The following is a 25,945-nucleotide window of genomic DNA, read 5'->3' as shown; positions in this document are numbered from 1 at the left end:
GGATATCCCATTCTGGAGCAGACCATGTCCCCATTTCTGAGTGCTTATTTCGCCCGCACGGGCTGGCAGCAGCCCGTACAGGTTGATATCGATACCCTGCGGGGGCTGCATTTACACCACAATTGTGCGATCCCGTTCGAAAATATTGATGTTGTCCTGCCGCGCGAAATCCATCTTGAAGATCAATGTCTGGTCGACAAGCTGGTGACCGCGCGACGCGGGGGATATTGCTTCGAGCAAAACGGTCTGTTCGAGCGGGTACTGCGTGAAGTCGGGTTTACCGTGCGCAGCGTGCTGGGGCGGGTCGTGCTGGCAAATCCGTCCCAGATGCCGCCGCGCACGCATCGGCTGCTGCTGGTAGAGCTGAACGGCGAACGCTGGATCGCCGATGTGGGATTTGGCGGACAAACGTTGACGGCACCGATTCGTTTGATCGCCAACGAGGAGCAGGAAACCCCGCACGGCATGTACCGTCTTCTGAGCGAGGGTAACGACTGGGTATTACAGTTCCGCCATCACGAACACTGGCAGTCGATGTACCATTTTGACCTGGGGACGCAATACTTCAACGATTACGTGATGGGAAACTTCTGGTCGGCGCACTGGCCGCAGTCCCATTTTCGTCATCATCTGCTGATGTGTCGCCACCTGCCGGACGGGGGCAAGCTGACGCTGACCAACTTTAACTTTACCCACTGGCAGAATGGTCATGTGGAAGAGCAGATCCATTTGCCGGATGCACAGGCGCTGTATCAGCTAATGCAGGACCGCTTTGGGTTGGGTGTTGACGATCCGAAGCACGGCTTTACGCTGGCAGAACTAACGGCGGTGATGGCGGGGTTTGATACGCATCCGCAGGCGGGGAAATAGCCCGGTGGCGACTGTGTATGACCGGATACATAGGTGACAGATCAGACCGGGAACATAGGTAACACATTTTAGTCTATCCGGAGCACACTCTGGGTTTTCCGGTCATAGTACGCAAGCGTTATTCCGTTAAAGATGATGGCCTCAAGGCCATCATCTTGTTCTTCCAGCATGATGTACTCATCCGTCAGCGCTTCACTCAGGAACACCGTCCCCTTTTTCCCCATATAGAGTGTCCCCCTCGATTTCACCCTGTAGACCTTACCTCCTTCCGGATAAGCATAGTCAGGAACACTGCCATCCCAGTGCCGGTTCGAGGGATGCCATACCGTTCCGGGCGTTGCACCCGCCAGGGCTTCATGCGGCCTTTCGTAGTTAAATTCTTCCCGGTAATCACTGAACCACCGCTGTTGTTCTTCCATCGTCATGAAGGTGTTGCCCTGTTTCACTGCACTTTTCAGGGAACGGTGCATTCGCTCATGGCGGCCATTTTCTTCCGGATGACCCTTTCTGATACGCTCCGGCCTGATGCCCAGCTTGATTAGCCAGACGGCAAGGCGACTTAATCCGGCTATTCCTGTTCCCGCGAAGGGCTGACCGTTATCGGTTCTGAGCACTTCCGGCAGACCGTATTCCAGGAACGCATCTGTCAGGCACTGTCTGACGAAGGGCTCACTCTCCCGGTCCGTTCCCCGGCAGCTCAGAAGATACCGGCTGTGATTGTCGGTCAGGGTGAAGGGATGGCAGTACTCTCTGCTCAGCAGCCTGAACTTACCTTTAAAATCAGCGCTCCAGACCTGATTGTTTTCACTGATGATGGTCAGGGGCTGGCGATTGCCCGGGGTTCTGCGTTTTCGCTTTTTATCCGGAACCAGGCCTTCACGCTTGAGGATATCGCCGACAGTGCTGGCAGCAGGTACGGTAAAATCGACATGATGGTTGAGGAGCCACATCCGCAGTTTTTTGGGGCCCCAGTCAGGGTGTTTTTGACGCAGGGCAGTCAGGTGTCCGACGATATAATCGGGAACCGTCCGGGAGTGGGAGCGTGGCGCACGCGACCGGTCAGAGAGAGATGACAGGTCAGAAGGGTCAAACCGCTGAAGCCATTTATAGCCTGTTTTACGGCTGATGCCAAAAAGACGGCAAAGAGCGGAGAAGGAGTCCGTACCTGCATGGCAGGCACGGATAAAATCAAGGCGTTGCATAGGTCGGGTCTCAGTCCAGGGCATAGCGAGTCTCCTCTTCTATGCCAGTTATAACTGTTACCCATGTATCCGGTCTAAAGTGTTACCCATGTTTCCGGTTCATACCGCAGCGCCACCGGGCCCGTAGGTCGGGTAAGGCGAAGCCGCCACCCGACAAAATCAACGACGCGATCTCACCACCTGATACCGACGGGTGAAATATTCAAACGGCGCGCTCCACACGTGCACCAGGCGGGTGAACGGGAAGATGAGGAAAATCGTCATCCCCAATACCAGATGCACCCGGAAGATCGGCGCGACGCCGCTCAGCATCTCCGACGAGCCCCCCCTGAACGTCACGATCCCCTGCGCCCAGCCGACCAGCTTCATCATCTCGCTCCCGTCAGGATACTGAGCGGAGAAAGGAATGGTCGACAGCCCCAGGATACACTGAAGCAGCAGGATACTCATGATGATAATATCCGGCGTGGTCGAGGTCGCGCGCACCCGCTGGTTGAAGAGGCGGCGGATCAGCAGCATCGACCCACCAATCAGCGTCAGTACGCCGCAAATGCCTCCCGCTATCATGGCTAACTGCTGTTTAACCGCGACGGGTAAAAACCAGGCATACATCCAGTGCGGGGTTAACATCCCGAACAGGTGCCCGAAGAAGATCCCCAGAATCCCGATATGAAACAGGTTAGAGCCCCAGTTCATACCGCGCTTGCTGAGCATCTGGCTCGACGAGGCGCGCCAGGTGTATTGTCCGTAGTCGTAGCGCAGCCAGCTGCCGAGGAAAAAGACGGTGGCGCAGATATACGGGTAAATATCATAGAAAAATACGTTCAGGTAATGCGTCATTTTGGGCCTCCGGCGCTGACGTCCACGTACTGCGGCGCGACGTCCTGGCTAAAGCGTCGTTGATATTGCTGCATCGGCGAACTGTCGCACGACGTCGCGTTGTCTTCGATAAACTTCACCTGTTCCTCTTCCCACACGGCATCCAGCGCCTGACGGGTATCATCCCGTTTTTCACCGGACACCTGCTTCGCCACGCTGTCGCTGGAAAGCCGCGTACCGGCCATCGTCAGCAAGGCGTCAAACAGCTGGTAATGCGCCACGCCGCGCTGCTTGAGACGCCCACCAATCAGCGCCAGGATCGGCGCGACGTTTTGCAGACCTTCACGCGCCTCGTCGTCGGTGACGAGGCTGAGATATTCCAGATAGAGCGGCAGGTAGTCGGGCAGCTCGCGGCAGTCCAGCTCCAGCCCGGCTTTCTCATACTGGCTCATCAGGTCGACCATTGCCTGACCGCGATCGCGCGACTCGGCGTGAACGTGCTCGAACAGCAGCAGCGACGTCGCGCGGCCCCGTTCAAACACCTCGCACCATTCTGCCTGCTTGTCCAGCAGCGGGGCGCTCAGGTGCTGGTGCGCGAAGGGCAGCAGCATGGGCGCGTCCTGTTCTACCAGGGAAAGCGCTTCTTCGCGGTTTTCCCACAGCAGCTCATCGGGATACTCAATCAGCAGCGCGATGATTTTAAGGATCTGCATTATTCTCCCTCCCCGTGATCGCGCACTTCGGTGATGTTAATCGCGTCGATGCGGCTGCTGTTAAAGAGGTTGAACTTGGTGTCGGAGCCGTGGCAGCCATCGCCAAAGGTGAAGCCGCAGCCATTTTTTTCCGGGAAGGCGTCACGCGCCATTTCGCGGTGGCTGGTCGGGATCACGAAGCGGTCTTCGTAGTTAGCGATAGCCAGGTAGCGATACATTTCCTCAACCTGCGCTTCGGTCAGGCCCACTTCCTCAATGGCGCGGGTATCGGTCACGCCTTCCACGGTCTGGGAGCGTTTGTAATGACGCATCGCCATCATGCGCTTCAGGGCGCGCAGCACCGGGCCGGTATCGCCCGCGCTGAGCATGTTTGCCAGATACTGCACCGGAATGCGCAGGCTCTCGACGGCGGGCAGAACGCCGTCGCTTTGCGGCAGGCCGCCGGCATCCGCGTAGGACTGAATTGGCGACAGCGGCGGCACGTACCAGACCATCGGCAGGGTGCGGTATTCCGGGTGCAGTGGCAGGGCGAGCTTCCAGTCCATCGCCATTTTATAGACCGGTGAACGCTGCGCCGCGTCAATGACATTCTGCGGGATGCCCTGCTTCAGGGCTTCTTCAATCACCGCCGGGTCGTTCGGATCCAGGAACACGTCGCACTGTCGCTCGTACAGGTCGGTCTCATGCTCGGTGCTGGCGGCCTCTTCGATGCGGTCTGCGTCATACAGCAGCACGCCGAGATAGCGGATGCGACCGACGCAGGTCTCCGAACAAACGGTCGGCTGGCCGGACTCGATGCGCGGATAGCAGAAGATGCATTTCTCGGACTTGCCGCTCTTCCAGTTGAAGTAAATTTTCTTGTACGGACAGCCGCTGATGCACAGGCGCCAGCCGCGGCATTTGTCCTGGTCAATCAGCACAATACCGTCCTCTTCGCGCTTGTAAATTGCGCCGCTCGGGCAGGTGGCCACGCAGCTCGGGTTCAGGCAGTGCTCGCACAGGCGCGGCAGATACATCATGAAGGTGTTTTCAAACTGGCCGTACATCTCTTTCTGGATCTTCTGGAAGTTGCGGTCGCGGGCGCGCTTTTCGAACTCGCCGCCCAGCAGCTCCTCCCAGTTTGGCCCCCAGACGATTTTGTCCATCCGCTTACCGTCAATCAGCGAGCGCGGGCGGGCGGTAGGGAGGTGATCGCCTTCCGGCGCGCGGTGCAGATCCTGATAATCGAAGGTGAACGGTTCGTAGTAATCGTCAATCTGCGGCAGAACGGGGTTGGCAAAAATCTTCGACAGCACGCCCATTTTGCCGCCGAGGCGCGGGGCCAGCTTGCCGTGGATCCCGCGTATCCAGCCGCCTTGCCACTCGTCCTGATCTTCCCAGTTTTTCGGATAGCCGATGCCCGGCTTGGTCTCCACGTTGTTAAACCACGCATACTCCATCCCTTCGCGCCCGGTCCAGACGTTCTTGCAGGTGACCGAGCAGGTGTGGCAGCCAATGCATTTGTCGAGATTCAGTACCATGCCAACCTGTGAGCGTATTTTCATTTTTTCGCCTCCTGAACCTGATCCCGACCTTCGCCGTCCAGCCAGTTAATGTTTTTCATTTTGCGGATCATGATGAACTCGTCGCGGTTCGAGCCGACGGTACCGTAATAGTTGAAGCTATAGGCCAGCTGCGCATAGCCGCCGATCATATGGGTCGGTTTTGGGCAGACGCGGGTGACCGAGTTGTGGATCCCGCCGCGCCGTCCGGTCACTTCCGAGCCCGGGATGTTCAGAATGCGCTCCTGGGCGTGGTACATCATGGTCATGCCCGGCGGCACGCGCTGGCTGACCACTGCGCGGGCGGTGAGGGCGCCGTTGGCGTTAAAGGCTTCGATCCAGTCGTTGTCCTCAATGCCCAGCTCGCGCGCGTCGGTTTCGCTGATCCAGACGATGGGCCCCCCGCGCGACAGGGTCTGCATCAGCAGGTTTTCGCTGTAGGTGGAGTGGATGCCCCATTTCTGGTGCGGCGTCAGGAAGTTCAGCGCTTTTTCCGGGAAGCCGTTCGGCGGGATCTCGCGCATGTGGGTCACGCTGCGGGTATCAATCGGTGGGCGATAAGCCACCAGGCTCTCCCCGAAGGCGCGCATCCAGGCATGATCCTGATACAGCTGCTGGCGGCCAGACAGCGTGCGCCACGGGATCAGCTCATGCACGTTGGTATAGCCCGCGTTATACGACACGTGTTCGCTCTCAAGGCCAGACCACGTCGGGCTGGAGATGATTTTGCGCGGCTGCGCCTGAATATCGCGGAAGCGAATTTTCTCGTCTTCTTTGTTTAGCGCCAGATGGGTGTGATCGCGCCCGGTCAGTTCGCCCAGCGCTTCCCAGGCTTTGACCGCCACCTGACCGTTGGTTTCCGGCGCAAGGGCGAGGATCACCTCTGAAGCGTCAATGGCCGTTTCAATGCGCGGACGGCCTTTCGCCGGACCGTCGAGCTTGACGTAGTTGAGCTTACCGAGGAAATCGACCTCGTTCTGCGTGTTCCACGAAATGCCTTTCCCGCCGTTGCCGAGCTTGTCCAGCAGCGGCCCAAGAGCCGTAAAGCGCTCATAGGTTTCCGGATAGTTGCGCTCGACGACCGCAATATTCGGTGCGGTTTTGCCGGGGATCAGGTCGCATTCCCCTTTGCGCCAGTCCAGGATATCAAACGGCTGCGACAGCTCCCCCGGAGAGTCATGCTGTAGCGGCTGAAGCACCACGTCGGTTTCGGTCCCAAGGTGCCCGACGCACACCTCCGAGAAAACTTTGGCGATGCCCTTGTAGATCTCCCAGTCGCTGCGTGATTCCCACGCCGGGTCAACGGCGGCGGAAAGCGGGTGAATAAAGGGATGCATGTCCGAAGTATTCATATCGTCTTTTTCATACCAGGTGGCGGTAGGCAGGACGATATCGGAGAACAGGCAGGTGCTGGACATGCGGAAATCGAGCGTCACCAGCAGGTCGAGCTTGCCCTCAATGGCGGCGGTCTGCCACTCGACCTCTTCAGGCTTCACGTCGTCCGTTGAGCCTAAATCTTCACCCTGGATCCCGCTCTCGGTGCCGAGCAGGTATTTCAGCATGTACTCGTGGCCTTTACCGGACGAGCCGAGCAGGTTTGAACGCCAGACGAAAAGGTTACGCGGATGGTTCTTGCCGTTGTCCGGCTGTTCGCAGGCGAAGCGGATATCACCGGATTTTAACGCCTGCACGGTGTAATCCTGCGGAGACATTCCGGCGGCGTCGGCGCGGGCCTTCACGTGCAGCGGGTTGAGGTTGAGCTGTGGTGCGGACGGCAGCCAGCCCATGCGCTCGGCGCGAACGTTGAAGTCGATCAGGTGACCGGTAAACTTCGACGCGTCCGCGAGCGGGGAGAGCAGTTCCTGCGCGGTGAGCTTCTCATAGCGCCACTGGCTGGCGTGGTTGTAGAAGTAAGACGTGCTGTTCATCTGGCGCGGCGGGCGGTTCCAGTCCAGCGCGAAGGCCAGCGGCAGCCAGCCGGTTTGCGGGCGCAGTTTTTCCTGGCCGACATAGTGCGACCAGCCGCCGCCGCTCTGCCCGACGCAGCCGCAGAAGACCAGCATATTGATCATCCCGCGGTAGTTCATGTCCATGTGATACCAGTGGTTCACACCGGCACCGAGGATGATCATCGAGCGGCCATGGGTTTTGTGCGCCGTGTCGGCAAACTCGCGGGCAATTTTTTCGATCAGGTAGGCGGGTACGCCGGTAATTTGCTCGCCCCAGGCCGGGGTATAGGCCTTAATCTCGGCGTAATTTAACGCGGCGTTGCTGTCGTCCAGGCCGCGATCGAGGCCGTAGTTTGCGAGCACCAGATCGTACACGCTCACCACGCGTCTCTGGCTACCGTCGGCCAGCGTCAGGGTTTTACTCGGCACGCGGCGCGTCAGCACCGGCTCCTGCTTCACGCTGCGGAAGTGCGGGTTCTCGTTGCCGCCAAAGTACGGGAAGGCGACGTCCGCCACGCTGTCGTGGGTCATGAGCAGGGAAAGCGTTAGCTCGGTTTCCTGGCCTGCGGCGAGCGACTCCAGGTTCCATTTGCCTTTTTCGCCCCAGCGGAAGCCGATGGAGCCGTTTGGCACCACCAGATCCCCGGCCACGTTAAAGGCGATAGTTTTCCACTCCGGATTGTTGGCTTCCCCCAGCCCGTCGGCCAGATCGGACGCGCGCAGCATCCGGCCCGGCACCAGGCGGCCGTCCGCCTGCTCGTCGAGCAGCACCAGCATCGGCATGTCGCTGTAGCGTCGGCAGTAGTTGAGGAAGTAGTCGCTCGGGTTATCGAGGTGGAACTCTTTGAGGATCACGTGGCCCATCGCCATGGCGAGGGCGCTGTCGGTGCCCTGTTTGGGCGCCAACCACTGGTCGCTCAGCTTGGCGACCTCCGAGAAGTCCGGCGTAATCGCAACGGTCTTGGTGCCCTTATAGCGCACCTCGGTAAAGAAGTGGGCGTCCGGAGTACGCGTCTGCGGCACGTTCGAGCCCCAGGCGATGATATAGCTGGAGTTGTACCAGTCTGCGGATTCCGGTACGTCCGTCTGTTCGCCCCACGTCATCGGCGACGCGGGCGGCAAATCGCAGTACCAGTCGTAGAAGCTTAGGCAGGTGCCGCCGAGCAGGGAGAGGTAGCGCGTACCGGCGGCGTAAGAGACCATCGACATCGCAGGAATAGGGGAGAAACCGGCCACGCGGTCCGGGCCGTAATGTTTGATGGTCCAGACGTTGGCAGCGGCAATCAGCTGGTTCAGCTCTTTCCAGTTCGAGCGGATAAACCCGCCTTTACCGCGCACCTTCCTGTAGCTCTGCGCCTTTTGCGGATCGTTCTGGATGGCGTCCCAGGCAAGCACCGGATCGCTGTGCTGCGCCAGCGCCTCGCGCCAGAGTTCGATCAGCCTGCGGCGCACCAGCGGGTACTTAAGACGGTTGGCACTGTAGAGATACCAGGAGTAGCTTGCGCCACGCGGGCAGCCGCGCGGCTCGTGGTTAGGCAGGTCAGGGCGGGTGCGCGGGTAGTCGGTCTGTTGGGTTTCCCAGGTCACCAGGCCGTTTTTAACGTAAATCTTCCAGCTACAGGAGCCGGTGCAGTTCACGCCGTGGGTGGAACGCACAATTTTGTCGAACTGCCAGCGCTGACGGTAGCTGTCCTCCCAGTCGCGGTTGGTGTGATACACCTGCCCGTGCCCCTCGGCGAAACTGTCGCCTTTTGTTTTGAAGTAACGGAAGCGGTCCAACAGTTTGCTCATGACATTTCTCCTGCTTCGATAGCATTGCCGGAGGGCGATGCATCACGCTCCGGCGAAAATGTAGTTATTATTTTTTTGAGGATTTGCGGCCGTACACCAGCCAGGTGACGAACACGCAGACGATGTAAAACACGAGGAAAACTTTCATGGCCCCAACCGGCGAACCGGTCATGGCCAGCGATGTGCCGAATGCTTTAGGGATAAAGAATCCACCCACCGCGCCGATGGCGGAGATAAAGCCCAGCGCGGCGGCGGTTTCCGTCACCGCTTCGTGCTGCGCCTGCTCGTCGGTGCCGCCTTGCTTTTTGACGCGGTCGAGGGTGATTTGGCGGAAGATGATCGCAATCATCTGGAAGGTCGATCCGCTGCCGAGACCCGCGGTGAGGAACAGCCCCATAAAGACCAGATAAAACGCCATAAAGCTGCCGGAGCCGGTGCCGGGAAGCGTCAGGAAAATCAGGGCGCTGAAGACGGCCATAAAGACGAAGTTGATCAGCGTGACCCGCACGCCGCCCAGCCGGTCGGAGATCATTCCGCCCGCCGAACGCGCCAGCGCGCCAATCAGCGGGCCGAAGAAGGCGAGATGCAGGATGTTAACGTCCGGGAACTGGGTTTTCGACAGCATAGCAAAGCCCGCCGAGAAGCCGATAAACGAGCCGAAGGTGGCGAGATACAGCAGGCTCAGCAGCCAGAGATGAAAGCGTTTCAGCACCGGCAACTGGCTGGCAATGGACGCTTTCGAGCTGGCGATATCGTTCATGCCAAAGAACGCGGCAATCGTGGCCAGAATGAGCAGCGGCACCCAGATCCAGGCGGCATTCGCCAGCCACATCGTTGAGCCGTCTTCCTGCGGCACGCCGTGCACGCCGAGGAAGGTGAACATTGGCAGGAAAATCACCAGCGGCGCGACCAGCTGCATGACGCTGACGCCCAGGTTACCCAGCCCGCCATTAATGCCCAGCGCGCTGCCCTGTTTGGTTTTCGGGAAGAAGAAGCTGATATTGCCCATGCTGGAGGCAAAGTTAGCCCCGGCAAAGCCGCACAGCAGCGCGATGATGATAAACACCCAGTATGGCGTGGCGGTATTCTGAATGGCGAACCCAAGCCAGACGCAGGGAACCACCAGAATGACGGTGCTTAGCACGGTCCAGTAACGCCCGCCAAATATCGGAACCATAAAAGAGTAGGGGACACGCAATATCGCGCCGGACAGGGAAGGCAATGCCGTTAGCATAAAAAGCTGATCGGTGCTGAAATTAAATCCGACTTTATTAAGGTTAACCGCAACGGCGCTAAATAACATCCATACGCAAAACGCCAGCAGTAAACAAGCAACGGAAATCCATAGGTTTCTTCGTGCGATATGTTTCCCTTTATTTTCCCAAAATTGCGCGTTTTCCGGTTTCCAGTTACTCAATAGATGCTGATTACTTTTCTCACTTTGTTGTGACATATCGCCCTCTTGCTCAACCAGATTAAGAGAAAAAACAATTAAAAACAGTCAGATATCTGTTGGTAGTATGTAGATGTTATTGGATGTTTTGGGATACATCTGAAAGGATAGATAAAAAAAGCGAATCCCTGAGTTTAGAAAGGGAATCAGGGTTCGCTTTATGTGTTACGAAATGTAACTTTTTGCGGAAATTAATACTCCGTTGGGAGTATTAAAACAATTCGAGGGAGATAAGTTTGTCCAGATGCTTATTAAATGCCGCATCGTCCATTTCCGGCATATTTAAAACGTAAATACCGTCGAGACCGCAGACCAGCCCGATTAAGCGCCAGGCAATATTTTCTGGCCGGTCGGTGAGGGTAAAGGCGTTGGCCTCCGCCCCGGCACGAATTATCGCCACCGTCTCCTGGTGCCACATTTCCATGGTCAGAACGTACGCACCTTTTATGTCGCTATCCCGACTTGCCAGGATCTGGGCTTCGCGCCACAGGCGAATGTAGGGCTCAAACCCGCCGTCATCGCTGCCGAGCATGGCGTGCAGGCGTTCGCGCCAGCCGGCATTTTCACCCACGACCTCCGCATCCAGCAGATCGCGGATCAGCCGTACAAACGCCAGCGCTTTGAGTTCCCCGGCCGAAGCAAAATGATGATGAACCTGCCCGGTCGCGATGCCCGCTTCGGTAGCGATGCGGCGGACTGTCATCGCCGATAGCCCTTCGGACAGGGCCACGCGCATCGCAGCGTGTAATATTTCTTCGCGACGCTCGTCCTTGCTCAGATAACGCATATTTCCTCACTCTCAATAGCAACGCAACGAGTGTAACAAAGAGCTGGACAAGTGTTCAACTTTACGTAGGATCGCATTCTGGACATGTGTCCAGTTTTTAACTGAAAAGGAAATTTATGTTTCGTCAGTGGTTAGCGTTAGTGATTATCGTGCTGGTGTATATCCCGGTGGCGATTGACGCGACGGTGCTGCACGTGGCCGCACCGACATTGAGCATGGCGCTGGGTGCCAGCGGCAACGAATTGCTGTGGATTATTGATATCTACTCGCTGGTGATGGCGGGAATGGTGCTGCCCATGGGCGCGCTGGGGGATCGCATTGGCTTCAAGCGCCTGCTGATGATTGGCAGTACACTGTTTGGCCTGTCGTCGCTGGCGGCGGCCTTCGCACCTGCGGCGGGCTGGCTGATTGCCGCCCGCGCATCGCTGGCGATTGGCGCGGCGATGATCATCCCGGCCACGCTTGCGGGCATCCGCACGCTGTTTGTCGACGCGCGGCATCGTAATATCGCGCTTGGCGTCTGGGCGGCGGTGGGCTCGGGCGGGGCGGCGTTTGGCCCGCTGATTGGCGGCATGCTGCTGGAACACTTTTACTGGGGATCGGTGTTCCTGATTAACGTGCCCATTGTCCTGATTGTGGTGTCGCTCGCAGCGCGCTTTGTGCCTGCTCAGCAGGGACGGCCAGAGCAGCCGCTGAATATCAGCCATGCGATCATGCTGATTGTGGCGATCCTGCTGCTGGTTTACAGCGCAAAAACGGCCCTGAAAGGGGTACTGTCCCCGTGGATCGTGGGCAGCACCTTACTGACCGGGGCGGCGATGCTGTTTGTCTTCGTCCGTATCCAGCTGCGCGCGAGCGTGCCGATGATCGACATGCGCCTGTTTTGCCACCGCATCATTTTAAGCGGCGTGGTGATGGCGATGACCGCCATGATTGCGCTGGTGGGCTTTGAGCTGCTGATGGCGCAGGAGTTGCAGTTCGTGCATGGTTTTACGCCGTTTGAAGCAGGGATGTTTATGCTGCCGGTGATGGTGGCGAGCGGCTTCAGCGGGCCGATTGCCGGCTTGCTGGTGGGACATCTGGGGCTGCGCATTGTCGCGGCCGGGGGCATGGGCCTAAGCGCGGTCAGTTTTATCGGCCTGTCGACGCTCGATTTCAGTACGCAACAGTGGCAGGCGTGGAGCCTGATGGTGCTTCTGGGCTTTAGCGCCGCCAGCGCGCTGCTCGCCTCCACATCGGCGATCATGGCCGCCGCGCCGAAAGAGAAAGCCGCCGCCGCAGGTGCGATCGAAACCATGTCCTATGAGCTGGGGGCAGGTCTGGGGATCGCCATTTTCGGTCTGCTGTTAACCCGCAGCTTCTCGGCGTCCATTGAGCTGCCGCAGGCGCTGGACGCGTCGCTTGTAGATAAGGCATCGTCATCCATTGGCGAAGCGGTCAAGGTGGCGCAGGATTTGACGCCAGCCCTCGCTGACTCGGTGATTGACGCAGCCAAAACGGCGTTTATCACGTCACACAGCGTAGCGTTAGGCAGTGCGGGAGGCATGCTGCTGATCCTGGCGGTCGGGATCTGGTTTAGTCTGGCGAAGGCAGGAGAGCAGGCATAAAAAAAGCCAGCCGCAGAGGCTGGCTTTTCATAACGAACCTGTCTTAGAACTGGTAGGTCAGACCAACAGCAACGATGTTGTCGGTCGCCACTTTGGCATCTTTGGTGAACTGGCTGTCATCAACCAGGTTGATTTTGTAATCAACGTAGGTGGACATGTTTTTGTTGAAGTAGTAGCTCGCGCCAACATCAATGTATTCCACCAGGTCCTGGTCGCCGTAAGAGCCGATGTCTTTACCTTTGGATTTCAGGTAAGCGATGGACGGACGCAGGCCGAAGTCGAACTGGTACTGTGCAACAACTTCAAAGTTCTGCGCTTTGTTTGCAACGTGGCCGTCACCGAACGCGGTCATGTTGCGGGTTTCAGAGTAGGTGGTTGCCAGGTAGATGTTGTTCGCATCGTACTTCAGGCCCGCTGCCCATACTTCTGCGTTATCGCCGCCTGCGTTCAGGTTGCTTGCTGCACGAACCTGACGGTCAGTACGGTCAGATTTCGCGTAGGTTGCGCCCACGCCGAAGCCGTCGAATTCATAGGTAGAAGACAGACCCCAGCCGTCACCGTTTGATTCGGTGATATTAGTACGGTCGTTTTTACCCTGGTACTGAGCGGCTACGTTCAGGCCGTCAACCAGACCGAAGAAGTCGGTGTTACGGTAGGTTGCAACGCCGGTGGTACGGCCGGTCATGAAGCCGTCCGTCTGCGTCCAGGTATCGCCACCGAATTCTGGCAGAACGTCAGTCCATGCGCCAACGTCGTAAGCAACACCGTAGTTACGACCGTAGTCGAAAGAACCGAATTCATCGAACTTCAGACCCGCGTAGGCCAGACGGGTTTTGTTGCCGTCGGAACCCTGAGCTTCAGAGCGGTTGCCCTTGAACTCATATTCCCACTGGCCGTAACCGGTCAGACGATCGTTGATCTGCGTTTCACCTTTGAAACCCAGACGAACATACGTTTTGTCGCCGTCGCTACCTGCATCATCAGAAAAATAGTGCAGACCTGTTACTTTACCGTACAGATCCAGCTTGTTACCGTCTTTGTTAAAAACTTCAGCCGCGTTAACAACGCCTGCTGCCAACATGGAAGTGACTGCCACTGCAACTAATTTAAGTTTCATCTTAATTGACCTTTATAATTTTAATTAGGTATTTCCTAAACCATATGAGCGATTTTTAAACGAGGCTTATCGTCAATGGCAGACTATTTTTAAAATTCCGTAGACTGCTTTCAATAATAAGTTTCAAAATATTAAAGAAAATTTCAATTAGTGTGATCGCGATCTGAAAAATTGCCGTAAATGTGGATAATTAGATTAATATTTATACATAAAACGTTTATTAACTCGCCATGATAATTTATCGGCTTATAATTTAATAGCGGACGCTTTATTTTCTAATTCAGAGCGATGGAATGACGTTACTTAAGTGAAATTATTTTTAATTGCTGTCAAAACAGTATGTTGGGGGTGGTGTTGAAAACAGGGAAGTTGTCCTTAATAGACACATTCAGAAATAAACTATTGCAGTTTGTGCTATATAGAGTGGGAATATTTCGCTGCAATTAATTACGGGCGTTGTCAGTTTCTGTCAATTTAACGCCGCAGGCAAAGTTGCATAAGGGCAATATAAGCGGAAGACGTCACCCTCTCTAATGTTATAAATAATATTCTCAAGTGTGATCACATTTTAAATTTATGTTAATTAATAGCCGGGCGTGGCGACCCCGGCCAGAAATAAAATGCCTATTTACGGGTGGCATACCAGCACAGTAATGACCCGGCGCAAACCATTAATGCTCCTTGCCAGAATGAGAATGAAAGCGGCGAGCTCAGCACAATAGCCGCCAGCGCGGCGGAAAGCACCGGGGTAAAGTAGGAGACGGCTGCAAGCACCGTCACGTTACCGTGGAGGATCCCAATGTTCCAGGCGGCATAGCCGAAGCCAAGAGCAACGCCGCACATCAGCAGCTTCACCACTACCGGCACGCTGAACATCATATCGGGCTGGTCGCTTAGGGCATATTTCACCCACAGGCTTAAGGCGGTCAGCAGGACGAATAGGGTAATGCCGTTTTGCCCTCTGGCATACCTGCTGGTGACGGTGCAGTAGGCGGCCCAGATAAAGGCGCCGGCAAATGCCAGCCCGTAGCTCAGCGGGCTGGAAACGATGTTCTGCATGATGTCGTGAACGTGCAGCCCGTTTTGGCCGCCTAAGACCCAGCCCACGCCCAGCAGGGAGATCGCTAAGCCGGGGATCACCCACAGGGTGGATTTTTGCCCGTTGAACAAAATGGCGAACACAATCGTCAGGCTTGGCCAGAGATAGTTGACCATGCCCACCTCAATTGCCTGCGAGCGTGTCGCGGCAAAGCCAAGCGACAGGGCAAGGCACATTTCATAGCTGACAAACAGGACGCTGCCCGCAATGAGATAGCCTTTCGAAAACCGTTTAATATCCGGGAAACCTACCGTCGCCAGACACAATAACCCGCTGACGGTGTAGATCATCGCTGCGCCCCCCACCGGGCCCAGTCCCTCACTGACGCTGCGGATGAGACCCACCATGGTGCTCCACAGCAGTATGGCCGCCAGACCAATCAGCGTTGCTTTTTTTCTGTCCATTGCCCTGCCAGTCTTATAAAAATCAAAGGGTAAACTTATAGCATCTAACCCATTCACCAGGCGAATTTTCTGTTTCGCGGTTAACCCGAAAGGAGTAATAAATCATACCGGCGGTGACTATTAAGGGGGCGAAGTTCGGCGACCTTGATTTGACGCAAAAAAAACAGGGGCTTTGCTGTTAGTTTGCGGCGCGAAGTCTTTTCAGATAACGAGGACAGCAATGGACGTCAGCCGCAGACAATTTTTTAAAATCTGCGCGGGCGGTATGGCCGGAACAACAGCCGCAATGCTGGGATTCGCTCCCAAAATGGCGCTGGCTCAGGCACGCAACTATAAACTGCTGCGTGCGAAAGAGATCCGTAACACCTGCACATACTGCTCCGTGGGTTGTGGGCTATTAATGTATAGCCTGGGTGATGGCGCGAAGAACGCCAAAGAAGCGATTTATCATATTGAAGGGGACCCGGATCATCCGGTGAGCCGCGGGGCACTTTGCCCGAAAGGGGCGGGACTGCTGGACTACGTTCACAGTGAAAACCGCCTGCGCTATCCGGAATACCGTGCACCGGGTTCCGACAAATGGCAGCGCATCTCCTGGGACGAGGCCTTCTCCCGTATTGCAAAACTGATGAAAGCGGACCGCGACGCCAACTTTATTGAAAAGAACGAGCAGGGCGTCACGGTTAACCGCTGGACCTCCACCGGGATGCTGTGCGCGTCTGCGGCAAGTAATGAAACCGGCATGCTGACGCAGAAGTTTGTGCGCTCCCTTGGCATGCTGGCGGTAGATAACCAGGCGCGCGTCTGACACGGACCAACGGTAGCAAGTCTTGCTCCAACATTTGGTCGCGGTGCGATGACCAACCACTGGGTTGATATCAAAAACGCTAACGTCGTGGTGGTGATGGGCGGTAACGCCGCTGAAGCCCATCCGGTGGGTTTCCGCTGGGCGATGGAAGCGAAAAATAACAACGATGCGACGCTCATCGTCGTCGATCCGCGCTTTACGCGTACGGCATCGGTGGCGGATATCTATGCGCCGATCCGCTCCGGTACGGACATTACGTTCCTTTCCGGCGTGCTGCTGTACCTGATTGAAAACAACAAAATCAACGCGGAATACGTTAAGCACTACACCAACGCCAGCCTGCTGGTGCGGGAAGATTTCGCCTTTGAAGATGGCCTGTTCAGCGGCTATGACGCGGAAAAACGGCAGTACGATAAATCGTCCTGGAACTACCAGTTCGACGAAAACGGCTACGCGAAACGCGACGAGACCCTGGCCGATCCGCGCTGCGTGTGGAATTTGCTGAAGCAGCACGTTTCCCGCTACACGCCGGACGTTGTTGAAAACATCTGCGGAACGCCAAAAGCCGATTTCCTGAAGGTGTGTGAAGTGCTGGCTTCCACCAGCGCCGCCGACAGGACCACCACGTTCCTGTATGCGCTGGGCTGGACACAGCACACCGTCGGGGCGCAGAACATCCGCACCATGGCGATGATCCAGCTGCTGCTCGGCAACATGGGCATGGCCGGTGGCGGCGTGAACGCGCTGCGCGGACACTCCAACATTCAGGGCTTAACCGACCTCGGCCTGCTGTCAACAAGCCTGCCGGGCTACCTGACGCTGCCGTCCGAGAAGCAGAGCGACTGGCAAAGCTGGCTTGACGCCAACACGCCGAAAGCGACGCGTCCGGATCAGGTGAACTACTGGAGCAACTATCCGAAGTTTGCCGTTAGCCTGATGAAATCCTTCTACGGCGACGCGGCGCAGAAGGAAAACGACTGGGGCTTTGAGTGGTTGCCGAAATGGGACCAGGCGTATGACGTCATCAAGTATTTCAACATGATGGATAAGGGCGACGTCACGGGTTATATCTGCCAGGGCTTTAACCCGGTTGCGTCATTCCCGGATAAAAACAAAGTCGTTCGCAGCCTGAGCAAGCTGAAGTACATGGTGGTTATCGATCCGCTGGTCACCGAAACGTCTACCTTCTGGCAGAACCACGGTGAATCGAACGATGTCGATCCGGCAGCGATCCAGACCGAGGTCTTCCGCCTGCCATCTACCTGCTTTGCGGAAGAAGATGGTTCTATTGCCAACTCTGGCCGCTGGCTTCAGTGGCACTGGAAAGGGCAGGATGCGCCGGGCGAAGCGCGTAATGACGGCGAAATTCTGGCCGGCATATACCATCGTCTGCGCGAAATGTACCGCACCGAAGGCGGCAAAGGCGTCGAGCCGCTGCTGAAGATGAGCTGGAACTACAAGCAGCCGGATCGTCCTGAGTCTGAGGAAGTCGCGAAAGAGAACAACGGCGTGGCGCTGGCGGATCTCTACGACGCCAACGGCAACCTGGTGGCGAAGAAAGGCCAGCTGTTGAACAGCTTCGCGCTGCTGCGTGACGACGGTACTACCGCCTCGTCCTGCTGGATCTACACCGGCAGCTGGACGGAGCAGGGTAACCAGATGGCTAACCGCGATAACGCCGACCCGTCAGGCCTGGGCAATACCCTGGGCTGGGCATGGGCGTGGCCGCTGAACCGTCGCGTATTGTACAACCGTGCGTCCGCAGACGTGAACGGCAAGCCGTGGGATCCGAAACGCATGCTGATCGAGTGGAACGGCACGAAGTGGACGGGGAATGATATCCCGGACTTCAATACCGCCGCGCCGGGAAGCAACACCGGGCCGTTTATCATGCAGCCGGAAGGGCTGGGACGTCTGTTTGCTATCGACAAGCTGGCGGAAGGGCCGTTCCCGGAACACTACGAGCCAATGGAAACGCCGCTCGGCACTAACCCGCTGCACCCGAACGTGGTCTCCAGCCCGGTGGTGCGCATCTATGAAGACGACGTGCTGCGTTTAGGTAAAAAGGACAAGTTCCCGTATGTCGGAACGACCTACCGCCTGACCGAGCATTTCCACACCTGGACCAAGCACGCGCGGCTTAACGCTATCGCGCAGCCAGAACAGTTTGTGGAGATCAGCGAAACGCTGGCGAAAGCGAAGGGCATTGCCAACGGCGATCGCGTGAAGGTGAGCAGCAAGCGCGGCTTTATTCGCGCGGTGGCGGTGGTGACCCGTCGTTTGCAGTCGCTGAACGTGCACGGCCAGCAGGTCGAGACGGTGGGTATTCCGCTGCACTGGGGCTTTGAAGGGGTGGCGCAGAAAGGCTATATCGCCAACACCCTGACGCCAAACGTCGGCGATTCCAACTCGCAAACGCCGGAGTACAAAGCGTTTCTGGTCAACATCGAGAAAGCGTAAGGAGCGATTAAATGGCGATGGAAACACAAGACATTATTAAACGCTCCGCGACCAACCCGATAACCCCCGCGCCTCGTGCGCGGGACTACAAGGCAGAAGTCGCCAAGCTGATTGATGTCTCCTCCTGCGTGGGCTGTAAAGCCTGCCAGGTGGCCTGCTCGGAGTGGAACGATATCCGCGACGAGGTAGGGCACTGCGTCGGGGTTTACGATAACCCGGCTGACCTGAGCGCCAAGTCCTGGACGGTGATGCGCTTTAGCGAAACCGATCAGAACGGCAAGCTGGAGTGGCTGATCCGCAAAGACGGCTGTATGCACTGTGAAGATCCGGGCTGCCTGAAGGCGTGCCCGTCTGCTGGCGCCATTATTCAGTACGCCAACGGCATCGTCGACTTCCAGCAGGACAACTGCATTGGCTGCGGCTACTGCATCGCGGGCTGTCCGTTTAATATCCCGCGCCTCAATAAAGAGGATAACCGGGTATACAAATGCACGCTGTGCGTCGATCGCGTCAGCGTCGGCCAGGAGCCTGCGTGCGTGAAGACCTGTCCGACCGGGGCGATCCACTTCGGCACCAAAAAAGAGATGCTGGAAGTGGCGCAGCAGCGGGTGGATAAGCTCAAAGCGCGGGGCTATGACAAGGCAGGGATTTATAACCCGCAGGGCGTGGGTGGTACGCACGTCATGTATGTTCTGCACCACAATGACCAGCCGGAGCTGTATCACAATCTGCCGAAAGATCCGGCGATCGATACCTCAATCAACCTCTGGAAAGGGGCGCTTAAACCGCTCTCTGCGGCGGGCTTTATCGCCACCTTTGCCGGGCTGATTTATCACTACATTGGTATCGGGCCGAATAAAGAGGTGGATGACGACGAGGAGGAGCATCATGAGTAAGTCGAAAATGATAGTGCGCACAAAGTTTGTCGATCGCGCCTGTCACTGGACGGTGGTGATCTGCTTCTTCCTGGTGGCGGTATCCGGCATTTCGTTCTTTTTCCCGACGCTACAGTGGCTTACGGAAACCTTCGGGACGCCGCAAATGGGGCGCATTCTGCATCCGTTTTTCGGCGTGCTGATTTTCGTGGTGCTGATGTTTATGTTCGTGCGTTTCGTTCATCACAACATCCCTGACAAGCAGGATATTCCCTGGATTAAAGGGATTGTTGAGGTGCTGAAAGGCAACGAGCATAAGGTCGCGAAGGTAGGCAAATACAACGCCGGGCAGAAGATGATGTTCTGGACCATCATGAGCATGATTTTTGTGCTGCTGGTGACCGGGGTGATTATCTGGCGACCGTATTTTGCGCACTATTTCCCGATTCAGGTGGTGCGCTACGCACTGCTGATCCACGCGACGTCAGCCATTATTTTGATCCATGCCATCCTGATCCATATGTATATGGCATTCTGGGTGAAAGGTTCAATTAAAGGCATGATTGAAGGGAAGGTGAGCCGCCGCTGGGCGCAGAAGCACCACCCGCGCTGGTACCGGGACGTTGAGCGTCTTGAAGCGCAAAAAGAGAGTTCAGAAGGGATGAAGTAAATGCCCTGCGCCGTCGGCTTTGCCCGGCGGCGCTGCGCTTGCGCGACACTGAGCTACGTATTGGTAATTAACGCATCAATTCCTGCAAGAACACTGCTTCTTGCGCTGCGAAGATTACATACATAATTTTTATTGTTTAGTTTCTTTGTCTCCACGTGTGTGATGTTTGTTGTATTAAGAAACAATGTCTGGAAATCTATATTCACCAGCGGCGTTGCAGCGTTAAAATACCGCCTTAAATGATTCTGATAGCTTAACGGTAAGATAAGTCTTGTTGATAAGTCCTCATAATAGTCGTGCTGAATAATCATAAAGTAGGGATGATATTCACGCGTTTTGTCTGAAGGATTGCGATACACGTCAAACTGAAAACACATCAAATCCCTCGGAAATAAGGGTCATCCGATAATAGTCCGGCTTTGGCCGTTAATTCATTCATGACCTTTATGAATTCCCGATCCTGTTGACGTTGCCTTGCGCGCTCTGCTGCCGAAGAGGCCGGGCAAGGTGTTTTTCCTGTGAGGTGCTCTGCTCTGGCGCACGTTTCTGAGCGGTTTGGTTTCATGCTTGCTCCTTTGTTGGTGCGGTCATTATCAACCGCAGCCAACAAAAAACAATACTGATCCCCCTGGTAATCTACATTATGCGAGCGGCATTCCAGTAATATCAAAACCGCTCTGCAATATACCGGAAGGGATATTTTGTTGGCTTCACTTTGCCGATTTTTCGTTTCGGTAAATCCACCTTGTCGACGTGAACGTCTTTATAAGGGATCTGCGAAAGCAGATGCGAAATAATATTCAGCCGCACCCTTTTTTTGTCTTCTGAACGCGCCACAAACCACGGCGCCCAGGCGGTATCGGTCGCTTTAAACATGGCGTCACGGGCGAGGGTATATTCATCCCACAGGTTGAAAGATTTAATGTCCATTGGAGACAGCTTCCAGATCTTGCGACCGTCGTTAATGCGGTCGCGCAGGCGGCGCTCCTGCTCTTTTGGCGTGACCTCAAGCCAGTATTTAAGCAAAATGATCCCGGCATCGACCATCGCTTTTTCCATCACCGGTGTTCCATCAAGAAATTTTTCGACCTGCTCTTCGGTACAGAAACCCATTACCTTTTCCACGCCTGCGCGGTTGTACCAGCTGCGGTCGAAAATCACGATTTCACCGGCAGAGGGCAGATGGGATACGTAACGCTGAAAATAGAGCTGACTTTTCTCTTTATCGGTAGGGGCCGGTAGCGCGACGACGCGGAAAACCCGAGGGCTGACGCGCTCGGTGATGGCTTTGATGGTGCCGCCTTTACCGGCGCCGTCCCGTCCTTCAAAAACAATACAGACCTTTAACCCTTTGGCGACCACCCATAGCTGGAGCTTAACCAGTTCAACATGGAGGCGGCGAAGTTCTTGCTCATACGCTTTGGTTTTGAGTGGCGCATTTTTAGCGACATCATCAACAATACGGGTTTTCTTCTTACTGACCATGGTGGGTCTCCCTTTGTGTGCGGTCGCGGAATCGAGGCCGTACTAAGAGTGTAATCGACCTGAATGAATGGATTAATGTGTCAGAAAGCTGATTTGAACTGGTTCACCATACAAGTTTATTCAATAATGCTCGCTGCATATTTTTCAACAGTGGTTGCGGTATGAAAAAAACAATTTTTTCGTTAGCACTGGCTACCTTTGGCCTGGGGATGGCTGAATTTGGCATCATGGGCGTGCTGACAGAACTGGCTCATGACACGGGCATTTCGATTCCCTCCGCCGGGAATATGATTTCCTTTTATGCTTTTGGCGTGGTGATCGGCGCGCCGATTGTGGCGCTGTTCTCCAGCAAATTCTCGCTGAAAACCACGCTGCTGTTTCTGGTGGCGATGTGCGTCGTTGGTAATGCGCTTTTTACTTTCTCTGACTCGTACGTAGGGCTGGCAGCGGGGCGGTTGATCTCTGGTTTCCCGCATGGCGCGATTTTCGGTGTGGGGGCGATCATCCTGTCAAAAATTGCACCGCCGGGAAAAGTAACGGTCGCTGTCGCCGGGATGATAGCCGGGATGACCGTTGCTAATTTGCTTGGCGTTCCGCTCGGGACGTGGCTGGGACATGAATTTAACTGGCGTTACACCTTCTTTTTAATTGCGGTGTTTGACGCCCTGGTGATCCTGTCTGTCCTGCTCTGGGTTCCCTCTCTCTATGACAATTCCACCACCCGCCTGGCAGAGCAATTCCACTTTCTGAAGAAGCCTGAACCCTGGCTGATATTTGCCGCAACGATGTTTGGTAACGCCGGGGTGTTTGCCTGGTTTAGCTTCGTGAAGCCGTTTATGGTCAACGTGTCAGGCTTCTCCGAGGGCGTCATGACCGCGATCATGATGCTGATGGGGCTGGGTATGGTCCTGGGCAATCTGCTCAGCGGTAAGCTATCGGCGCGATTTAGTCCATTGCGTATTGCCGCCACCACCGACCTGGTGATTGTGGCTTCGCTGCTTTTACTGTTTGCGTTTGGCGAACTGAAAACGGCCTCGCTGGTGATGGGATTTGTCTGCTGCGCCGGGCTGTTTGCGCTCTCTGCGCCGCTGCAAATTCTGCTGCTGCAAAATGCCAAAGGAGGCGAGATGCTGGGCGCCGCAGGCGGGCAAATGGCGTTCAATCTCGGCAGCGCGATTGGCGCCTGTTTTGGTGGAATGATGATTACCCTTGGCTTTAGCTGGAGTTATGTCACGCTCCCGGCAGCGATCTTATCCTTCTCCGCGATGACCTCACTGCTGCTGTATGGCCACCGGTGCGCTAAAAAGCGTCAGGCCAACGCGGGGGCATTGGCCTGATTTCACACGTTGCCCGCAGGTCGCGGCACGTAAGCGTGAACTACACAAATTTCGCCAGCGGGTCAGCGGCGGCAAAGGCGACCGCTCTGTCTGCTGCTGGCGGGTAAATCAGTTCGTTGGTGATGGCCACTTTGATTTTCTTGGCCTCATCGCGCACGGATTTAACACGCTGCTCCCACCCCTCGGTATACACCGCGCCCCAGCCACCCAGGTCCAGACAAGTAACGTAATTCACCTGACGGTAAGGGTACGGCGCCAGATTTAACAGGCTGGCGGCGGCGTTATGTCCGGCGAATTTTCCCAGCTGGATCGCGTGCTGGCAGGTCATGAGCGCCGTGTTGCCCACGTCGTCCGTTTTAGCGTGCGCCATATCGCCCGTCGCGTAAACCTCCGGATGCGCAGGCACCTGCAACGTGTCGGTGACTTTCAGACGTCCCTGCGAGTCGCGTTCCCCGGTAACGTGCTGGCTGAGGGGGTTCGCTTCGACACCTGCCGTCCACACCACGGTAGCGCTGGCAATGCGCTCTCCGTTTTTGAGCGTCACGCCGCAGGCATCAATGGCTTCAATTTCACTGTTTAAACGCCATTCAACCCCCAGCGCGTTGCTGGCTTCTTCAATTGTGTTACGCAGCGCCTGGCTGTAACGTCCGCCAAGGGTTGCACCTCTTTCAACTACGATTACTTTGGTCTTCGTATCAGCACCGAAACGAGTGCGGAGTCGGGCTGGGAGTTCCGTTGCCAGCTCAATGCCGGTAAAACCGCCGCCGCACACTACCACGGTATCACGCTCCGGGGAGGAAGGGCGTGTAGCCAGGGCGTCCAGGTGTTGCTCGAGCAGCCTGGCGGATTCAAGCTGGTCGATATCGAAGGCGTATTCCGCCAGGCCGGCAATCGGGGGACGCTTAGTCTGGCTACCGGTTGCGAGGATCAGGCGTTCGTAGGTGACTTCAGCTGTGGCGCCGTTTGAATCGCGATAAAAAACCGTTTTTGATGTTGTATCAATGCGTTGTGCTTCACCCGAAATAAACGCAATATCCAGCTCAGCAAACAGATCGGTCAGCGGCGCGACCATCGTTGACACATTTTCCTCATAAAAGCGGGGGCGAACGCGCAGTTCCGGGACGGGGGCCAGCACGGCAATGTTAAGGCTGTTGTTACCCTCCAGAGCAGAAAGACGCGCGGCGCTGACCGCAGCCCACATGCCGGAAAACCCACTACCCACAATTAAAATCTGCTTTTTCATACTTGATCCTTTTGATCGTCAGGCCGTATGTCTGACATAACTGCCACTATACTTGTCGGAGTTAACTGCGACAACTTTTTTCTGAGTTAAAAATCGTTATAATGCAGCGAACGATAACCCGGAGTAAGCCATGGCGTTTTACAGTTCTGGTGTGGAATACGGCATTCACAGCCTGATGTGTATGGTGGATGCTAAAGGTAATGAGCGTGAGATGAGCGTCCGGGAGATGGCGGCCTTGCAGGGCGTGCCGTACGACTATCTTGGAAAAATCTTCACCCGATTGTCTCGTGCGGGGCTGGTTATCAGCACCGAAGGCAAAGGGGGCGGGTTCCGGCTGGCGCGTCCGGCAGAGTTGATTACCGTGCTGGACGTGGCGCATGCCATTGACGGCGAGAAAAATATGTTTGAGTGTCGGGAAGTGCGACAACGCCTGGCGGTGTTTGATGAAACGCCACCGGCCTGGGTGTGCGACGGCCCGTGCGGGGTGCGGTCAGTTATGGACAGCGCGCAGCAGCGGATGGAAGAGGAGTTAGGGCGCCATACTATCCTCGACCTGGCACGTAAAATGTACCGAAAAGCGCCGGACACGTTCCAGATTGAAGTTCAGGAATGGATTTCCGATCGGCGTTCGTCCACGTAAAAGGCCGGGCAGGGCAAAGCCGCCACCCGGCAACTGCCGTTTAAGAACGTAAATCAATCACCATACGGCCACGGATCTGGCCCTGTTCCATCTCTTTGAAGATGGCGTTGATATCTTCCAGCGGGCGCATCGTGACTTTCGGAACCACCTTACCTTCCGCGGCAAACTGGAAGGCTTCGAGCAGATCCTGACGGGTACCCACCAGGGAGCCCACCACCTGAATACCATCCAGCACCAGACGAGGAATATCCAGGCTCATCGCTTCCGGCGGCAGGCCAACGGCCACCACGCGCCCACCGGCGCGAACCGCGTCAACGGCAGAGTTGAAGGCCGCTTTCGCTACCGCCGTCACCACCGCCGCATGGGCGCCGCCAGTTTTCTCCTGAATGACTTTTGCCGCATCTTCATTGCGGGAGTTCACGGTTAAGTCTGCGCCCATGCTGGCAGCCAGTTTAAGCTGCTCATCGTTCACATCAATGGCGATGACTTTTGCATTAAAGACGTTTTTCGCGTATTGCAGGGCGAGGTTACCCAATCCGCCCAGACCGTAGATCGCAATCCACTGACCCGGTTTGATCTCGGACACTTTCACCGCTTTGTAGGTGGTGACCCCGGCGCAGGTGATGCTGCTGGCCGCAGCTGAATCCAGACCCTCAGGGACCTTAACCGCGTAATCCGCGGTTACGATGCACTCTTCCGCCATGCCGCCGTCAACGGAGTAACCCGCGTTTTTCACGTCGCGACACAGGGTTTCGTTGCCGGTATTACAATATTCACAGTGGCCACAGCCTTCGAAGAACCACGCCACGCTCGCGCGATCGCCTACTTTTAGCGAGCTGACGCCCGGACCAATTTCTTTGACGATACCAATCCCTTCGTGGCCGAGGATCACCCCGGTCTTGTCGCCAAAATCGCCATTTTTAACGTGGAGATCGGTATGGCAAACGCCACAGCACTCCATCTTCAGCAGCGCTTCACCATGCTTGAGCGCGCGTAAGGTTTTCTCTGTAACGTTAACCTGATGATCCTGAGTGACAACAGCAGCCTTCATGTGTTTCTCCTTTTCATGATGAGT

At 56.1% G+C, this 25,945-nt stretch carries 21 protein-coding genes; 7 read left to right on the top strand and 14 right to left on the bottom strand.

Annotated elements, in window-relative coordinates; translation table 11 throughout:
* The first annotated feature begins 24 nt into the window (after positions 1-24).
* The gene (gene nhoA, locus DBR02_RS21600) at positions 25-870 is read left to right on the top strand and encodes an N-hydroxyarylamine O-acetyltransferase (RefSeq protein WP_107535409.1); all 846 of its coding nucleotides are present in this window, start codon (positions 25-27) and stop codon (positions 868-870) included.
* Positions 871-938: 68 nt separating this feature from the next.
* On the opposite strand, the gene DBR02_RS21595 is transcribed toward nhoA, so the two are convergent.
* From DBR02_RS21595 to DBR02_RS21565, 7 genes are all read right to left on the bottom strand, one after another.
* Entirely contained in the window at positions 939-2,096 is a 1,158-nt protein-coding gene (locus DBR02_RS21595) for a DDE-type integrase/transposase/recombinase (RefSeq protein ID WP_107533827.1), read from the bottom strand.
* Between the two features lie 135 nt (positions 2,097-2,231).
* A complete protein-coding gene (gene narI, locus DBR02_RS21590) occupies positions 2,232-2,912 on the bottom strand; it encodes a respiratory nitrate reductase subunit gamma (protein ID WP_063451247.1) in 681 nt (226 codons plus the stop codon).
* Positions 2,909-3,604 (bottom strand): nitrate reductase molybdenum cofactor assembly chaperone, encoded by a 696-nt coding sequence (gene narW / locus DBR02_RS21585; RefSeq protein WP_107535408.1) that lies wholly within the window; start codon positions 3,602-3,604, stop codon positions 2,909-2,911. Before narW ends, narI begins: the two co-directional genes overlap by 4 nt.
* Positions 3,604-5,148, bottom strand: coding sequence for a nitrate reductase subunit beta (gene narH, locus DBR02_RS21580; RefSeq protein ID WP_107535407.1), 1,545 nt, complete (start codon positions 5,146-5,148; stop codon positions 3,604-3,606). The genes narW and narH overlap by 1 nt, the downstream gene beginning before the upstream one ends.
* The gene (locus tag DBR02_RS21575; RefSeq protein ID WP_107535406.1) at positions 5,145-8,885 is read right to left on the bottom strand and encodes a nitrate reductase subunit alpha; all 3,741 of its coding nucleotides are present in this window, start codon (positions 8,883-8,885) and stop codon (positions 5,145-5,147) included. The genes narH and DBR02_RS21575 overlap by 4 nt, the downstream gene beginning before the upstream one ends.
* Before the next feature lie 67 nt (positions 8,886-8,952).
* Positions 8,953-10,338 carry a NarK family nitrate/nitrite MFS transporter gene (locus DBR02_RS21570; protein WP_107535405.1) on the bottom strand — a complete coding sequence of 462 codons (1,386 nt, stop codon included), beginning with the start codon at positions 10,336-10,338 and terminating at the stop codon, positions 8,953-8,955.
* A gap of 211 nt (positions 10,339-10,549) precedes the next feature.
* Positions 10,550-11,125 (bottom strand): TetR family transcriptional regulator, encoded by a 576-nt coding sequence (locus DBR02_RS21565; protein WP_102751140.1) that lies wholly within the window; start codon positions 11,123-11,125, stop codon positions 10,550-10,552.
* A 116-nt stretch (positions 11,126-11,241) separates the two neighbouring features.
* Here DBR02_RS21565 and DBR02_RS21560 point away from each other — a divergent pair, with 116 nt between their 5' ends.
* Entirely contained in the window at positions 11,242-12,732 is a 1,491-nt protein-coding gene (locus DBR02_RS21560; RefSeq protein ID WP_107535404.1) for an MFS transporter, read from the top strand.
* A 43-nt stretch (positions 12,733-12,775) separates the two neighbouring features.
* On the opposite strand, the gene ompC is transcribed toward DBR02_RS21560, so the two are convergent.
* Together ompC and yddG are read right to left on the bottom strand one after the other, a co-directional pair.
* A complete protein-coding gene (gene ompC, locus DBR02_RS21555; RefSeq protein ID WP_063866659.1) occupies positions 12,776-13,849 on the bottom strand; it encodes a porin OmpC in 1,074 nt (357 codons plus the stop codon).
* Positions 13,850-14,473: 624 nt separating this feature from the next.
* Positions 14,474-15,352: an aromatic amino acid DMT transporter YddG gene (yddG, locus tag DBR02_RS21550; protein ID WP_107535403.1), complete on the bottom strand. Its 879-nt coding sequence runs from the start codon at positions 15,350-15,352 to the stop codon at positions 14,474-14,476.
* Positions 15,353-15,572: 220 nt separating this feature from the next.
* On the opposite strand from yddG, the gene fdnG reads away from it, so the two are divergent.
* Genes fdnG through fdnI form a run of 3 tightly spaced genes read left to right on the top strand, consistent with a single transcriptional unit; the run spans position 15,573 to position 20,165 of the window.
* The gene (fdnG, locus tag DBR02_RS21545; RefSeq protein WP_107535402.1) at positions 15,573-18,620 is read left to right on the top strand and encodes a formate dehydrogenase-N subunit alpha; all 3,048 of its coding nucleotides are present in this window, start codon (positions 15,573-15,575) and stop codon (positions 18,618-18,620) included.
* Positions 18,621-18,631: 11 nt separating this feature from the next.
* A complete protein-coding gene (fdxH, locus tag DBR02_RS21540; protein WP_003857048.1) occupies positions 18,632-19,516 on the top strand; it encodes a formate dehydrogenase subunit beta in 885 nt (294 codons plus the stop codon).
* Positions 19,509-20,165, top strand: coding sequence for a formate dehydrogenase-N subunit gamma (gene fdnI / locus DBR02_RS21535; protein ID WP_063451259.1), 657 nt, complete (start codon positions 19,509-19,511; stop codon positions 20,163-20,165). The genes fdxH and fdnI overlap by 8 nt, the downstream gene beginning before the upstream one ends.
* Before the next feature lie 53 nt (positions 20,166-20,218).
* On the opposite strand, the gene DBR02_RS21530 is transcribed toward fdnI, so the two are convergent.
* The 3 genes from DBR02_RS21530 to ppk2 form a co-directional block, all read right to left on the bottom strand.
* Positions 20,219-20,542 carry a CcdB family protein gene (locus DBR02_RS21530; RefSeq protein ID WP_107535401.1) on the bottom strand — a complete coding sequence of 108 codons (324 nt, stop codon included), beginning with the start codon at positions 20,540-20,542 and terminating at the stop codon, positions 20,219-20,221.
* Positions 20,542-20,730 carry a hypothetical protein gene (locus DBR02_RS26625; RefSeq protein ID WP_129741594.1) on the bottom strand — a complete coding sequence of 63 codons (189 nt, stop codon included), beginning with the start codon at positions 20,728-20,730 and terminating at the stop codon, positions 20,542-20,544. Before DBR02_RS26625 ends, DBR02_RS21530 begins: the two co-directional genes overlap by 1 nt.
* 101 nt (positions 20,731-20,831) lie before the next feature.
* Entirely contained in the window at positions 20,832-21,650 is an 819-nt protein-coding gene (gene ppk2, locus DBR02_RS21525) for a polyphosphate kinase 2 (protein ID WP_102751144.1), read from the bottom strand.
* Positions 21,651-21,811: 161 nt separating this feature from the next.
* Here ppk2 and araJ point away from each other — a divergent pair, with 161 nt between their 5' ends.
* Positions 21,812-22,987, top strand: a complete 1,176-nt coding sequence (araJ, locus tag DBR02_RS21520; RefSeq protein ID WP_107535400.1) for an MFS transporter AraJ — start codon at positions 21,812-21,814, stop codon at positions 22,985-22,987.
* Between the two features lie 40 nt (positions 22,988-23,027).
* Here araJ and DBR02_RS21515 read toward each other — a convergent pair whose 3' ends face one another.
* A complete protein-coding gene (locus DBR02_RS21515) occupies positions 23,028-24,230 on the bottom strand; it encodes an NAD(P)/FAD-dependent oxidoreductase (protein WP_107535399.1) in 1,203 nt (400 codons plus the stop codon).
* Between the two features lie 130 nt (positions 24,231-24,360).
* On the opposite strand from DBR02_RS21515, the gene DBR02_RS21510 reads away from it, so the two are divergent.
* A complete protein-coding gene (locus DBR02_RS21510; protein WP_063451263.1) occupies positions 24,361-24,870 on the top strand; it encodes an RrF2 family transcriptional regulator in 510 nt (169 codons plus the stop codon).
* A 40-nt stretch (positions 24,871-24,910) separates the two neighbouring features.
* Here DBR02_RS21510 and adhP read toward each other — a convergent pair whose 3' ends face one another.
* Positions 24,911-25,921, bottom strand: coding sequence for an alcohol dehydrogenase AdhP (adhP, locus tag DBR02_RS21505; RefSeq protein ID WP_107535398.1), 1,011 nt, complete (start codon positions 25,919-25,921; stop codon positions 24,911-24,913).
* Between the last annotated feature and the right edge of the window lie 24 nt (positions 25,922-25,945).

The sequence above is a fragment of the Enterobacter cloacae complex sp. genome, from assembly GCF_900322725.1.
Classification (GTDB): Bacteria; Pseudomonadota; Gammaproteobacteria; order Enterobacterales; family Enterobacteriaceae; genus Enterobacter; species Enterobacter quasihormaechei.
Note: the sequence above shows the minus strand (reverse complement) of the source record. Positions and strands in the feature narration are given on the sequence as shown.

Coding starts and splice junctions, on each gene's coding strand:
- DBR02_RS21595 (WP_107533827.1), bottom strand. CDS start 2,096: ATGCCCTGGACTGAGACCCGACCTATGCAACGCCTTGATTTTATCCGT.
- narI (WP_063451247.1), bottom strand. CDS start 2,912: ATGACGCATTACCTGAACGTATTTTTCTATGATATTTACCCGTATATC.
- DBR02_RS21560 (WP_107535404.1), top strand. CDS start 11,242: ATGTTTCGTCAGTGGTTAGCGTTAGTGATTATCGTGCTGGTGTATATC.
- ppk2 (WP_102751144.1), bottom strand. CDS start 21,650: ATGGTCAGTAAGAAGAAAACCCGTATTGTTGATGATGTCGCTAAAAAT.
- DBR02_RS21570 (WP_107535405.1), bottom strand. CDS start 10,338: ATGTCACAACAAAGTGAGAAAAGTAATCAGCATCTATTGAGTAACTGG.
- adhP (WP_107535398.1), bottom strand. CDS start 25,921: ATGAAGGCTGCTGTTGTCACTCAGGATCATCAGGTTAACGTTACAGAG.
- DBR02_RS21510 (WP_063451263.1), top strand. CDS start 24,361: ATGGCGTTTTACAGTTCTGGTGTGGAATACGGCATTCACAGCCTGATG.
- narH (WP_107535407.1), bottom strand. CDS start 5,148: ATGAAAATACGCTCACAGGTTGGCATGGTACTGAATCTCGACAAATGC.
- nhoA (WP_107535409.1), top strand. CDS start 25: ATGTCCCCATTTCTGAGTGCTTATTTCGCCCGCACGGGCTGGCAGCAG.
- DBR02_RS21530 (WP_107535401.1), bottom strand. CDS start 20,542: ATGTGTTTTCAGTTTGACGTGTATCGCAATCCTTCAGACAAAACGCGT.
- fdxH (WP_003857048.1), top strand. CDS start 18,632: ATGGCGATGGAAACACAAGACATTATTAAACGCTCCGCGACCAACCCG.
- araJ (WP_107535400.1), top strand. CDS start 21,812: ATGAAAAAAACAATTTTTTCGTTAGCACTGGCTACCTTTGGCCTGGGG.
- narW (WP_107535408.1), bottom strand. CDS start 3,604: ATGCAGATCCTTAAAATCATCGCGCTGCTGATTGAGTATCCCGATGAG.
- DBR02_RS21575 (WP_107535406.1), bottom strand. CDS start 8,885: ATGAGCAAACTGTTGGACCGCTTCCGTTACTTCAAAACAAAAGGCGAC.
- DBR02_RS26625 (WP_129741594.1), bottom strand. CDS start 20,730: ATGAAACCAAACCGCTCAGAAACGTGCGCCAGAGCAGAGCACCTCACA.
- yddG (WP_107535403.1), bottom strand. CDS start 15,352: ATGGACAGAAAAAAAGCAACGCTGATTGGTCTGGCGGCCATACTGCTG.
- fdnI (WP_063451259.1), top strand. CDS start 19,509: ATGAGTAAGTCGAAAATGATAGTGCGCACAAAGTTTGTCGATCGCGCC.
- DBR02_RS21515 (WP_107535399.1), bottom strand. CDS start 24,230: ATGAAAAAGCAGATTTTAATTGTGGGTAGTGGGTTTTCCGGCATGTGG.
- ompC (WP_063866659.1), bottom strand. CDS start 13,849: ATGAAACTTAAATTAGTTGCAGTGGCAGTCACTTCCATGTTGGCAGCA.
- DBR02_RS21565 (WP_102751140.1), bottom strand. CDS start 11,125: ATGCGTTATCTGAGCAAGGACGAGCGTCGCGAAGAAATATTACACGCT.